Below are 14,015 nucleotides of genomic sequence, written 5' to 3'. Positions count from 1 at the left end.
GTATTTGGTGCTATTGTAATTGTTCCATCTATATTTGGTGTAAATCCATTCGGAGGAGTAGCTCCCCAAGTGAGCGTAACATCAGAAGGATTTAATGGAGTTCCGTTCAATTTGTCATTGGTTAGAACACTTGATGTGTTTCCTCCATCAGTTCCACGAATTGGTGTTCCACTAAAGTCATCTGGAACAGCTTCCAAATCTGTTAGACTTACCACAACTGTTGCTGTTGCTGTATCACAATTCGTTGGATTTAATTTCTCACAAATACGATACACTATGGTATAAGTTCCTGCTGGTGTATTTGCTGGTATGTTAACTTCACCTGTATTTGTGTCCAAAGTAGGTACATTTGGATTGCCATTAATTTGTGAGGCGGATGTGACCACAGAAATATCAACATTTGCAGTTGTTGCTGCAACACTACCTAGAGTGTCTGTACCACTTCCATTATCAGAAAGTACATTACCTGCTTTTGCGCCTGTAACTCCAACAACAGGAGCAAAAGTATCATCTTTGGCATTTATTGGTTGAGCTGTAACTACAACCACAACATTTGCTGTATCACAAATAGTAGATTTTGTACAAACCTGATAAGTAATTGTATAAGTTCCTTCCGGAGTACCCGCTGGGACACTTACATTCCCAGTTGCAGGATCAAGAACTGGAACATTTGAGCTTCCTCCTATTGGTGTTGCTTGAGTAGTTACAGTAATAGTAACGTCTGAAATTGGGATGTTTGGGATACCATTGAGAGTATCATTTGTAAGCACATTTACAAGGTTAGAATTTCCTGTTGCTCCATCAACTGGAGAACTACTCATATCATCATCATTTGCTTCAATTGTACTAACGACAACTGTAACTGTAGCCGTATCACAATTTGCAGTAGTAACCCCATTCTCGCAAATTTCATAAGTGAATGTATATATACCACTAGGAACATTATTACCAATACTAACACGACCATTAGTAGGGTCCAATGTAATTCCTATTGGCATAGTACCTGATGTGAGAGTTACCTCTCCCACATTCGTACCAATAACAACAGGATTCCCGTTCAAGGTATCATTATTAATCACTGTTTGTGTAGTAGTGCTTCCCATCGGAATCGTTCCAAAATCGTCATCTACAGCATCTATAACGTTACAAGTAATTAGTGTCACAGTAACCTCTGCACGAATTCCTTCACATCCTCCCACAACATCAGCAACATAATATGTTCCCGTATTCAAAACCTGAGTACCTGAAAGAGGTGTTCCTCCTGTGGGTACATCATACCACCTGTAATTTGATCCCTTAGGTTCCAAATTAGATATAGTTGGTAAAGTATTACTACAAAAAGTTTGTGCTAGCACTGCTGGTGCCGAGGGAGCAGGATTAACTGTTACCGTCACCTCTTGTGATGCTTCACAACCATTGGCTCTCCTTATGGTCAACGTATAACTATATGTCCTTGCTACTGTTATTTTCGTTCCAGTATAGGTAAATGTTGGATTTTTGGTGGTAACTCCCGATAAATAGTTCATAGCATCAGAATCAGAAGATGTCCAATTATACGAAACGTAATTCTGTGGAGCGTCTGGGTTATACTCAAATTGCTTTGTTTCCAATTCACAAACTATGATATTTTCAACTAATCCAGAAATTGCCGTTGGCGAAGGAACTTTTACATCAGACATATCACATAAACAACGATTTTCTGTTGACAAAATTTTAGCTCTCAAACGACATATTTGTTCTTGCATTAATTCTATAGTTCCCTCTAATCCACCTATTGTTGCACCTGCTGTATAAGTTCTATTCGCAACAGTAAATATCCCTAAAGGAGCATCCGTTTGGTCTATTACCCCATTATTGTTTGAGTCATCAAATAGAGATATTTTCAGTTCCCCAACGTAATCCACCGTTCCTACATTTTGTATATCAAAAGTCAATTTGACTTTTTCCTTACCATTTTGAACAGTTGAAATTGTGCTTAAATTACTAATTACAAGAGATGCCCTTTCTGCTTTAATAGGTTCTTTCTTAGCCTCTGCTGTTATAAAACTCATACTTGGACACGGCGTACTGATTCCATTCATTGGACAGCTCACCGTATTTATCTCATCAATTGTATAGTACTCAATCTCTTTTACAACTCCACAATTTGTAGAAGGTGAATTGTCTGGCTGTTTAATGGTTATTTCATAGGTGAAATAATCTCCATTTGACATATTAGCAGGAATTGTGATTTGATACTCTTTCGCTCCAGAAGCAACAACTTTACCTGAATTTATGTCAACAGTTCCATTGAATACACCTGACAAATGAGTTACTGTAAATGTTCCTGCAACAATATCAAACCCTTCAGGAATACGAAGCACCACTTTGCCATTTGGTCCACTTGAGTTTCCTGATGTGGCTGAAATTTGATGTCTTCCCTCGTAAATAGCCCCTCTCATACAACTATTTGCATCACCTAGCTTATATGACAGCGTATTTGTTATAGAGTAGTTCAATGTATTTACTCCTTCAACACTTGCGGTAATTGCGTTATCACGAGTGCCATCAAGGTTTCCTCCACAAGTATTTTTTCCTAGAACTTCTATGCCGAAGGTAGAGCCTATACGGAAATCACACGAGGGTTTGACATTTATACGTACACGTATCTTACGATTATTTTCGTCTTGACCAGAAGCAGTACCATAAAGAACTTGATTTGCTTCCAACAGATCATACACTACAGTTGTGTTGTTATCTATTGATACAAGTGTCTTAGTAACAGTACTATTAAAAGGATAGAACACCTGTATTTCAGGAATTTCAATCCCATACTCCTTAGTTATAGAAATTTGTGGATGAATTACATCTCCTGGTTTTCCGCTGTTTATCTCATACTCATACCAGTTATCTTCGCACATACGTAATTTGGCACGTTCTGTTCCTGGTGATGAAGGATCAGGAATTTCAGGATTGGGGGTTATTAACCTCTTTAACTGTACCTCACTTCCAGAATGATTTAATGTAAATGATGTTTCCGAATCAGACAAATTAGAGTCTGTAGCACTACTACAAGTTTGATTATAAGAAAGTGGAAAAGAATTACAATTCCAACCCGAATACACTTTCAAGGTTGCTGTTGAACAATTAGTTAATCGCACTCTAATTGTGTAATCTTTGGACTGACCTGGACTTAATCCTGCGGTACTGATATGATACATTGATTCTCCTGTAATAGAAGCTTGTTTTGATATTAAATTAGTACCTTCATATAAACCTATAACATCAATACCAACTACATCTGGAATAGAAATCCAAGTATAAGGAGCAATAAAATTACCGTTTTTATTAGTTAGTTTTACCTTCAATTCTTGTTCGGTATGAACGACATCAAAAGTACTATTGCCTACAACCTCTAACTTAACACTTGGCTTGTTACGATAGTCAAGTGGCCGATTCGTACCTTCGGTCTGTTGTGGTGAACCTGAATGGGGCACACCATAAGGAGTATTCAACCCATAATGATAAAAATAGTCATAGTGAGTGGTATTGGTTTTCGCATACTCCGTTTTATCTGTTTTTGCTCCACAAGATGCCTGTACTGTCACTCTTATAACAGCTACATACTCATTATGTAAAGTAATAAGACCAGGAGGCAATTTATATGTTTTACTTACTGGATCATAAGTATTTTGCAAAGTATAAACTATATCATTTCCGATTGTCGTTTGAGTAAAATCACTTACTGGAATGTTTATTGTTGGCCTTGTTGATAATCCGGTATTGGTGGCATATTCATAAACAATTTGTGAAACCGAATAAGTTTTAGGCAACGTAAAAGAGAAAGTTTTAATCAAACGGTCTGGACGGAATTCGCCAACAAAACGAGTTCCACCCGCTGAAAAACGCCTTGCCAAGTGTATCATATTTGTACCTATATTAGTTGGCACACAAGCATTTAAAAGATAACCATTTAATCCATCAAATTGTATTGCCGTATTGGCTACAAAAAAACTAGGAGTTTGTTTTACCCCACAATAACGCTCAGTAACCCCATCGGTATCATACATAAAGAAATATGACTCCTTAACAGCAAGTATATCTTGAGCATTATCCAATCTTTCAGAATTTCTGTCCACTTGATAAGTAGCTATTACTTTAAAAGTATCGTCATTTTCAAGAGGGACATTATTAAGTGCTGAAGTTAAATTCCAAACAACTTTGACATAACGATCTCTCCAAGCATTGCTTTCTGTATCTTTAAAACGCTGTACTGTAGCTACAGTAGCTGGAAGTGTAACTGTAGTTCCTGAACGTGTTCCACTGGTAAAAGTAAACTTAATTTCCTTAGGATTTAAAGACACTCCTGGATTGGTAGTGAAACTATAATATAAATTATTAGCCTGTCCATTTTGTTTACCTGATGCACTAATTTCTACATCATCCAAATACAAAGCACGTTTGAGCATCTCGGTTGGCATAGTGGCTTTAGTATGTCGAGTCTGCATGGTATGGTCTGTCCAACCATACGAGTTTTCAGCCCTCTCCCCTGTGGTTGACAACAACGAAGGTCCGTCATTACCACAATTTGATGCACAAGCCACTTGTATAGGCTTGGTCTCACAAAGCAACCTACGTTTACAATCGGGTGCATTAACAATATCTTCAGTCATAAGTGCCTCATAAGTTATATTTAAAGTCCCACTTCCTGAAGAGCAATCAGCCTCCAAATCCATAATAACGTATCCACGTTTATTTGTGTAAGGCGAGATAACTACCAAGTTTTGCCCCGTAGTAACTGATCCAGCAAGTGGGTCTGTAGATAACGTACCTGGAGCGGGTGGAAAAACAACAGAATCTACCCACTTAACATTAGTTGCCTTAACCCCTGCAGGTAAATTGATATTATATTGAATACGCCAATTATGAGCATCACCTCCCGATTGGATACGACGAAGTATATAAAAAGCGTCAGAAGAAAACATAAAACGAGCTTGTTTAACACCTCCACCCTCAACAAGTTGAATAGGTAATTCACTAGAAGGCAACACTCTAAGATAATTAGCATACGCATTATTTTGCATTTCTACGGCCCCTTGCAATGGATTGGCTCCTTGTTCTCCTACCTTGTCTCCACAACTAGTTTCATAAGTGGCGTACGCCCTATATTGATCATAAATTAAAGTACCGCCAAAGTTAGGTGAAACACAATTCGTATAATTATCTGCTCGGTTTACTACCAAATCATACTCTATAATAAGTTCATTTTGAGAAGGTAATTCATTATATTTACCATCACCATCTAAGTCTTCCAACCCCTTTCCTGTTCCATCAGGGTCTGTTGCTAGGTTACTAAAATCAGCCTTGTACAGTTTGTTAGCCCCTGTAATACCAGTAGCTGTTGCTGGTGTAAGAGTAAACGGAGTCTTTACCCCTGTATCAGGATTTACAATATAGAAATTTTCAGGACGGAAAAATGCTGTGGTACCATCATTTCTACCTTCCCTAAAATACATTACTAACTTATAAATTGCAGATGCGGCATTGGTGTTAGGTCCATAATTTTTAAACGCATAACGCAATGTCCCAACAGTTTCATTTAAAGCATAACATCCACCTGATTTAGGATTAGGTTTAAAATATGTTTTTGTATAATCAGTGTTATTCGATTGAGCGTTAGTGTTATTTACATTCTTTCTTATAATTTCAATATTAGGTGCCCCCGTAGCACTACTCACTGTCCTTTGTGCAATATTGTCTTTATACTCATACCAATCTTGCTCATTTTGAGATTCTCCCCAATTGACCGTATAAACAAGCTGTTCATTTAAACAAGCCTTTTTTACATTATATTTATGATTAATAATGACAGATTGTCCATTACTCAACCCGTTACCATTATTATGTTCTGCAGAAGGCAACAAAAAGATATATTTACCTCCAATTTGACCTATGTGATTTAACACTATTCCTTGATAAGAGATTTCACTATGTTCAATATTTGTAGGATACTCTACAACAAAGTAAATATCGAATATCTTCCCATTTCCTCCATTTAACAGCTTAAAAGTGCCCATATTTTCTCCAAAAATGGCATTGTTATTGGCAGAAATCTCAGCAACTGACATAAGCGGGTACTTATAAGTATAAGTACTTGAAATTTTCTCCACTGTGTTCACCCCCTTAACTATCTTAACCTTGTCTGCTAAGGTATAAGATTGGGTAGAATCATTAGTGGTTGCTTTTTTATGTGCTAACGGTGAAAGTAACTTCTGTAAGGAAAATATAAATTCTCCTGATGCCCCCGTAATGGTAAAATTAATAATAGAACCAGTTTCACTAATTCCTGTTATGGTGCCATTACCCGTGGACTCTTTAACTAATGAATTGGGTTTCATTGTAACACCTTCAGGTAAAGTTACTGTTACAGTAGCATCCGATGCAGATCCTATAAAGTTTACCTGAACCCTCAATTTACCTAATTCGTAAGGATTAGGTCTTTGTGTAATTTCTTGCCCCGATTCCACAGTAATACCTCCTGGAGGAATTATTACCCCCTGTCCGTATCCTACCTGAAATCCAAAAAAAGAATAAACTAAAATTAGAAAATATAGACCTCTCATATCCATATAATTAAATACTTTTCTCATAGTGAGTTTTTTTATTTAAGTGCATTCAAAGGCAAATATATCAATTAATTAATCAAAATAAATTACAACGTAGTAATTTATGATTAAATTAACAATAATTGTTGTATTTGATTTAAAATCAATTACAGATATTTTAAGAATAGTAAAATCGAAAATAAACTAAATAATAATTTTTATAAAACAAAGTCAAAAATACAACTTGAATATGAAAATCAAGTTATAATATTAACAATCAATACAATAACAAAATTATTTGAATACACGAGGGCCCAAAAATATAGTTTTTTCTGTCTCTATTTTATTTCCTTCGCTATAAACATCTAAAATCAATTTTGTTTTTTCTTCTTCCAAAGAAGATTCTTCAATTTTTATAAATAAAGTCCCTTCTGCCATTCCTTGTTTTGGAACAAAAATTGACGTCTTCCCTACTAATACTACTTCAGCATTTGACTTTCCAGCTACTTTTATAGTAACATTATCAAAATCACGCGTGGTTTTATTAATTATTTTGTATGTGTATATATTACTGATAATTCCTCTTCCTTCGTGATTGTACAACTGACCTGGCACACGCAATACATTTGCCTGAACGTCAGTACGTACAAATAGCATTCCTATCAATATTCCGACAAGAATTGTAAGCACAGCGGTGTAACCTTTCATTCTTAAATCAAACTTGAAAGGAGCTTTCTTAGCGATATTTTCCTCACTTGCAAAACGTATCAAACCACGTTCAAAGCCTGTTTTATCCATTACATCATCACAAGCATCAATACAAGCTGTACAATTCACACATTCCAGTTGAGTTCCGTTACGAATATCGATTCCTGTAGGACAAACGTGTACACATTGCGAACAATCAATGCAATCACCATGACCAAGCTCCTGACGATTTTCATTTTTACGGAATTTTTTACGTCCCTTTTCTCCTTCACCACGAACATAATCGTACGCAACAATGATAGAACGATTATCCAGAAGGACTCCTTGCAATCGTCCGTATGGACAAGCTATGATACAAACCTGCTCTCTAAACCAAGCAAATATAAAATAGAAAACGCAGGTAAAAATAAATAATGCCACAAACGTACTCAAGTGATTTATAGGCCCTTCAATGATATATGTAAGAAGAATATCAGAGCCTATCAAATATGCCAAAAATACATTTGCAACCAAAAATGAAATTAGGAAAAAAATTGTCCATTTCAGAACACGTTTGCGAATTTTCTCGGCATTCCAAGGTTGTTTATTCAATCGCATTTGTGCTCCTCTATCTCCATCTATCCAGTATTCAATTCTGCGAAAAACCATTTCCATAAATATGGTTTGAGGACAAATCCAACCGCAAAAAATTCTTCCAAAAACTACTGTAAACAAAGAAAGAAAAACAATTCCTATAATCATAGAAATTACAAACAGATAAAAATCTTGTGGCCAAAAAGGGAGTCCGAAAATATTAAATTTACGATCAAGTACATTAAATAATAAAAACTGATTACCATTAATTTTTATAAAAGGACTCACAAAAAGTATTAATAAAAGAACATAACTCACATACTTTCTATAACGATAATATCTTCCTGAGGGTTTCTTTGGATATACCCAAGCTCTTTTCCCTTCTTCATCAATAGTTCCGATAGAATCACGAAAAACATCTTTACCTTGCTGTGCCATAATATTTTATTATAAAAACAACAAAAAAGTTAGAGAATATGAGTGAATAGCAAACCACTCAACATCAAATTCTCTAACCTTTACCATTAATATTTAAAAATCTAACTCTCTGTTATTCTTCTGTATACAAATCTCCTTCAGCAGCTTTAGGGTTTGCTGGAGTAGTTCCTTTTAAGGTTTTGATGTAACTTGCTACCTGAGCTATTTCTTCTGGTTTCAATAAAGCTTTCCAAGCCACCATACCTTTTCCATCTCTACCTCCTTCTGAAATGGTATTAAAAATCTTATTGATACTTCCTCCTAAAATCCAATAATCATCAGTTAAGTTAGGACCAATACCTCCCCCACCATCCATAGCGTGACAGGCAACACAATTCATCTGGAAGATTTTTTTACCCGCCTCAATATCAGAGGCATCAGTAAGAAGTTTCACATTATCGGCATTTAGCAAATTTGGATTATTCTTCCTGTACTCTGCAATTTCTATTTTAGCTTGAGCTACATCTCTGTCGTATTCTTCTACTTGATTATAATCTCTAATAACTTCAAATCGAATAAGATATACAACCATAAAAACTATTGTAGCATAGAATAAATACACCCACCAAGTAGGCAATGTATTATCAAGCTCTTTAATCCCGTCGTGTTCGTGTTCTAATATAATTTCACTTTCACGCTCAATCGGAACTTGATTAACCATACTTGCATAAAAACGCTTCCATAAAGAACCCTCTTCTGCTGCAAATCCTGACTTAGGTTTGATACCATAAGTTAAATTATCAACTCCTCGCAAAACGACCTCTGTAAAAATCAAAACGAAAAGTAAAAAAACCAGAAGCATCTGAATTTGAGAATACTTAGCAATTGCACATTCCCCTTTGCTCCCGTATAAAAGTTCCAAAACAAGAGCTACAACACCAACAATGGTTATTACTCGTAAAAATGGTATTAAATTTCTTTTCATGATAAAGTACTGTTGTTATTTTCTTCGTCATTATCGAAAGGAATATTATTCATCTGGTCAATGGATTCTTTCTTGTAGCCAAAAACCCACCAAAATAGTGCTACGAAAAAGATAAAAAATATCAAAAGTGACACTATGGGAAAAAATTCGTACCCCTCTGCCGATGCCATTATTTCCTTAATAGACTTAATCATTGTTGTTATTCAGCGTTTGCAGTTTTAATTTTAATATCTGTACCTAATCGCTGCAAATAAGCAATAAGTGCAACAATTTCACGATCTTTCATCGGAATGAATTCTTCACCTGCTTTCTCAGCTTTTGCTTTAGAAGCCTCGTATTGCTTAACAAAATCAGGATCGTTGTACAAATTCTTTTCGATACTTGCAGCCTGTTCTTCCATTGATTTATGAGCGTTAGCTATATCTTCTTCTGTATAAGGAACACCCAGTTTAACCAATCCACGCATTTTAGCCTCAATATTACCTCTATCGTGTTTATCTCTTGTAAGCCAAGGATATGCAGGCATTATACTTCCCGGTGAAGTACTCGTTGGGTCGTACATATGGTTGAAATGCCAGTTATCAGAATATTTTCCTCCTAAACGAAGCAAATCAGGACCTGTACGTTTACTTCCCCACAAGAAAGGACGATCGTAAATAAATTCACCTGCTTTTGCAAATTCGCCGTAACGCTCTACCTCACTACGGAACGGACGAACCATTTGGCTGTGACAAGACACACATCCCTCACGAATGTACAAATCACGTCCTTCCAATTCAAGAGGTGTATATGGTTTCACGCTTGAAATTGTAGGTATATTCGATTTTACAAAGATAGTTGGTACAATTTGCACAATACCTCCAATTAGGATAGCAACTGTTGCCCAAATTGTCATTTGAATAGGTTTTCTTTCTAACCAAGTATGTAAAGTTTCTCCTTGCAATCTTCCTCCATTAATTTTTGATAAAGCAGGAGCTTGAGCCAACTCATCTTCCAACTTAGGAGCTGTTTGCAATGTTTTTATAACATTATAAACCCCAGCAAGAACACCAATCAGATATAAAGTACCTCCAACAGCACGTAGAGCATACATCGGCATAATTTGAGTTACTGTCTCCAAGAAGTTTCCATATGTTAAAGTTCCATCCGGATTAAACTGTTTCCATAATGACGCTTGAGTAAATCCTGCAACGTAAAGCGGCAAAGCATAAAAGACAATACCCAAAGTACCTATCCAGAAATGGAAATTTGCCAACTTCATAGAATAAAGATTTGTTTTCCACATTTTAGGTACAATATAATAAATCATACCAAAAGCAAGAAACCCATTCCAAGCCAATGCTCCAACGTGAACGTGAGCGATAATCCAGTCTGTAAAGTGAGCAATCGCATTTACATTTTTAAGCGAAAGCATTGGTCCTTCAAAAGTAGCCATACCATAACCTGTGATAGCTACCACCATAAATTTCAATGTAGGACTCTCACGAACTGTATCCCAAGCACCACGAAGTGTTAATAAACCATTAATCATACCTCCCCAAGAAGGAGCCACCAACATTACTGAGAACACAACACCTAAGTTTTGTGCCCACTCAGGTAAAGCTGTATATAGCAAATGGTGCGGACCTGCCCAAATGTAGATAAAAATCAAACTCCAAAAGTGGATAATTGACAATCGGTAAGAATATACTGGACGATTTGCAGCCTTTGGAACAAAATAGTACATCAAACCTAAAAATGGTGTCGTCAAGAAGAAAGCAACCGCATTATGACCATACCACCACTGAACTAATGCATCTTGAACCCCTGCATAAACAGAATAAGACTTAAGCATTGTTACAGGAAGCTCCAAGTTGTTGAAAATATGGAGTACAGCTACCGTAACAAATGTCGCCAAATAGAACCAAATAGCCACATAAATATGACGCTGTCTTCTTCTTAAAAGCGTACCAATCATATTCACCCCAAAAGCTACCCACACCAAAGCAATCATTATATCGATTGGCCACTCCAATTCGGCATATTCTTTGGAAGTAGTGTAACCCAGTGGAAGGGTTATCGCAGCCGCAAGAATTATTAGCTGCCACCCCCAAAAGTTGAAGTTACTAAGGAAGTCACTAAACATACGAGCTTTCAAAAGTCGTTGTAGCGAATAGTAAACCCCCGCAAAAATAGCATTACCCACAAAAGCGAAAATAACAGCATTTGTGTGCAAAGGACGAAGGCGTCCGAAACTCAACCAAGGAATTTCGTTAGACATTGTCGGAAATAAAAACAAATAGGCCAACCATAGCCCCACTACCATTCCTATAACTCCCCAAAAGAGCGTTGCAAAAAGGAACTTCCGTACAATTTTGTTGTCATAGTAAAATTGTTGCTTCTCCATTATTTATTTTAATTAATTATTCAGTTAGTTTTTCTTCTTCAGTTACATTTTCTGTTTTTTTATCAACGAGTTCATCTTCAAAAAGCATTCGTACTGCGGGGGTGTGACTATCATCATATTGTCCTTTTCTTACTGCCATTATGAACAGAAAAAAAAACAGCAACGCCACTACAATACTTATACTAATCAACATATATATCACACTCATCTGAAAACAGTTATTGTATAGATGTGGCAAAAGTACATAATCTTAATCAGTTAAAAAAGTGACAAATATCTTTTTTTTTTATTTTTAATAAATCTAAAGTTTTATTTTCAGACAAAAACAACACAATCAACTGAAAACAAATTAGTTATAAAGTTAAAAAAAGTAAAAATTTTCTTTCTTTTTTAGCATAACTTTTAAAACAATCAAAACCTTCTTCAATTTAAACAAGTATTGCCTCACAATAAATAATTTCTGGAAATGCAAAATTCAATTTAATTGAAGCCTTTTTCTCCATTAAAACGAAACAAAAAGCTCAAAAATCAAAACCTGTAGTTCTGATTTTCGAGCTTAATTAAAAAATTATTTTGCTAATTTTCAAGTATCTATAAAAATTATCCTTTATAAAAAGGTAGCTTTACCACCGTTGCAGGAACTTTATTTTTACGAATTTGGATAAAAATTTCACTTCCTAATTTAGAAAGCTCAGTAGGAACATACCCTAAACCAATTCCTTTACCAAGTGAAGGCGACATCGTTCCACTGGTAACATTTCCAATTACATTTCCTTGATTATCAACAATTTCATATCCGTGACGTGGAATTGCTTTCTCCTGCATTTCAAAGCCAACTAACTTTTTGTCAACTCCGTTTTCTTTATCTGACTTGATTACATCAGAGCTTATAAAATCTTTCGTAAACTTAGTAATCCAACCCAATCCCGCTGATATTGGGGAAGTTGTATCATCAATATCGTTTCCGTACAAACAGAATCCCATCTCCAAACGAAGTGTGTCACGAGCTGCCAAACCAATAGGTTTTATTCCAAAAGGTTCTCCCACTTTGAAAATTTCGTCCCAAACGTGTTTTATATGTTCATTCTTAACATATATTTCAACTCCTCCGCTACCTGTATAGCCTGTTGCAGAGATTATTACATCTTTCACACCTGCAAAATCACCAATTACAAAGTGATAGTTTTTTATTTCTGATAAATTTACAGATGTAAGTGGCTGAATTGCCTCCAAAGCCTTAGGCCCTTGAATAGCCAACAATGAATATTGGTCAGAGGCATTTTCCATTTCCACCCCCCAAGTATTATGCTTGTTAATCCAGTCCCAATCTTTTTCGATATTAGAAGCATTAACAACTAATAGATAATGTTCATCTGCAATTTTGTACACGATAAGGTCATCAACAATTCCTCCTTTGTCATTTGGCAAATAGCTGTATTGTGCCCTTCCATCATACAATGTTGTCGCATCGTTAGAGGTTACTTTTTGAATCAAATCTAAGGCGTGTTTTCCTTTGAGAATAAACTCTCCCATATGGCTTACGTCAAACACCCCAACTCCATTTCTTACCGTTTCGTGTTCTACATTAACACCCTCATACTGAACAGGCATATTGTAACCAGCAAAAGGAACCATTTTTGCTCCTAATGCAATATGAACATCGGTTAAAGCTGTGTTTTTCATATTATTCTATTATTTTTTAAATTTCAGTGGTTAGTTATTTTTATCAGAAATCAACCCGATATTATTGAAATCTTTATATTACTTTATCGAAAATTTCTTATCTCCTGTAGCGTAACGCTCTCGGCATTCGTGGTAGATTTCCACAGCTTCCTCCAGATTCCCCCAACCATTTACGGCTACCTTTTTCTTTTCCAAATCTTTATATACTTGAAAAAAATGTTCAATTTCCATAATCAAATGCGGATTCACGTCGTCTAACGTATTAAGTTTACTCCAAACTGGGTCAGAAACTGGAACGCAAATCATTTTCTCATCAGGACCTTTTTCATCTGCCATATGGAAAACTCCAAGTGGTTTTACTTCCATCACACAACCAGGAAAGGTTGGCTCAGAAACCAAAACTAACACATCTAACGGGTCAGAATCCAACGCCAACGTTTCGGGAACAAAACCATAATCGGCAGGATACATCATCGAAGAAAAAATCATTCGGTCATATCTAATTTTTTTCAATTCAAAATCGTATTCATATTTATTTCGGCTTCCCTTCGGAATTTCGATTAACACATCGAAAGATAATTGTTCTTTTTTAGACATATTCTTTTAATATTTTTAACAGTTGCAAAAATAGACAAATAATTCGGAAAAGACCAATAAAAACAATTTAAAATTAAAACTT

The 14,015-nt window shown here is 35.8% G+C and carries 8 protein-coding genes; all 8 read right to left on the bottom strand.

Features of this window, described 5'->3' with window-relative positions:
- A partial coding sequence (locus YW9_RS0112260) for an Ig-like domain-containing protein (RefSeq protein WP_018280463.1) occupies positions 1-6,629 on the bottom strand: 6,629 nt, incomplete at its 3' end.
- 249 nt (positions 6,630-6,878) lie between these two features.
- Positions 6,879-8,303 carry a cytochrome c oxidase accessory protein CcoG gene (gene ccoG / locus YW9_RS0112255; RefSeq protein ID WP_018280462.1) on the bottom strand — a complete coding sequence of 475 codons (1,425 nt, stop codon included), beginning with the start codon at positions 8,301-8,303 and terminating at the stop codon, positions 6,879-6,881.
- A 112-nt stretch (positions 8,304-8,415) separates the two neighbouring features.
- Positions 8,416-9,267, bottom strand: a complete 852-nt coding sequence (locus YW9_RS0112250) for a cbb3-type cytochrome c oxidase N-terminal domain-containing protein (RefSeq protein ID WP_018280461.1) — start codon at positions 9,265-9,267, stop codon at positions 8,416-8,418.
- Positions 9,264-9,461 carry a hypothetical protein gene (locus tag YW9_RS0112245; protein WP_018280460.1) on the bottom strand — a complete coding sequence of 66 codons (198 nt, stop codon included), beginning with the start codon at positions 9,459-9,461 and terminating at the stop codon, positions 9,264-9,266. The genes YW9_RS0112250 and YW9_RS0112245 overlap by 4 nt, the downstream gene beginning before the upstream one ends.
- Before the next feature lie 5 nt (positions 9,462-9,466).
- Positions 9,467-11,653 (bottom strand): cytochrome-c oxidase, cbb3-type subunit I, encoded by a 2,187-nt coding sequence (gene ccoN, locus YW9_RS0112240; protein WP_026194029.1) that lies wholly within the window; start codon positions 11,651-11,653, stop codon positions 9,467-9,469.
- A 16-nt stretch (positions 11,654-11,669) separates the two neighbouring features.
- The gene (gene ccoS / locus YW9_RS0112235) at positions 11,670-11,861 is read right to left on the bottom strand and encodes a cbb3-type cytochrome oxidase assembly protein CcoS (RefSeq protein WP_018280458.1); all 192 of its coding nucleotides are present in this window, start codon (positions 11,859-11,861) and stop codon (positions 11,670-11,672) included.
- A 392-nt stretch (positions 11,862-12,253) separates the two neighbouring features.
- Positions 12,254-13,336, bottom strand: coding sequence for a glycine cleavage system aminomethyltransferase GcvT (gene gcvT, locus YW9_RS0112230; RefSeq protein ID WP_018280457.1), 1,083 nt, complete (start codon positions 13,334-13,336; stop codon positions 12,254-12,256).
- A gap of 78 nt (positions 13,337-13,414) precedes the next feature.
- Positions 13,415-13,933 carry an inorganic diphosphatase gene (locus YW9_RS0112225; protein WP_018280456.1) on the bottom strand — a complete coding sequence of 173 codons (519 nt, stop codon included), beginning with the start codon at positions 13,931-13,933 and terminating at the stop codon, positions 13,415-13,417.
- Between the last annotated feature and the right edge of the window lie 82 nt (positions 13,934-14,015).

Source organism: Capnocytophaga cynodegmi DSM 19736, assembly GCF_000379185.1.
Lineage (GTDB): Bacteria > Bacteroidota > Bacteroidia > Flavobacteriales > Flavobacteriaceae > Capnocytophaga > Capnocytophaga cynodegmi.
Note: the sequence above shows the minus strand (reverse complement) of the source record. Positions and strands in the feature narration are given on the sequence as shown.

Coding starts and splice junctions, on each gene's coding strand:
- ccoG (WP_018280462.1), bottom strand. CDS start 8,303: ATGGCACAGCAAGGTAAAGATGTTTTTCGTGATTCTATCGGAACTATT.
- YW9_RS0112250 (WP_018280461.1), bottom strand. CDS start 9,267: ATGAAAAGAAATTTAATACCATTTTTACGAGTAATAACCATTGTTGGT.
- YW9_RS0112245 (WP_018280460.1), bottom strand. CDS start 9,461: ATGATTAAGTCTATTAAGGAAATAATGGCATCGGCAGAGGGGTACGAA.
- ccoN (WP_026194029.1), bottom strand. CDS start 11,653: ATGGAGAAGCAACAATTTTACTATGACAACAAAATTGTACGGAAGTTC.
- ccoS (WP_018280458.1), bottom strand. CDS start 11,861: ATGAGTGTGATATATATGTTGATTAGTATAAGTATTGTAGTGGCGTTG.
- gcvT (WP_018280457.1), bottom strand. CDS start 13,336: ATGAAAAACACAGCTTTAACCGATGTTCATATTGCATTAGGAGCAAAA.
- YW9_RS0112225 (WP_018280456.1), bottom strand. CDS start 13,933: ATGTCTAAAAAAGAACAATTATCTTTCGATGTGTTAATCGAAATTCCG.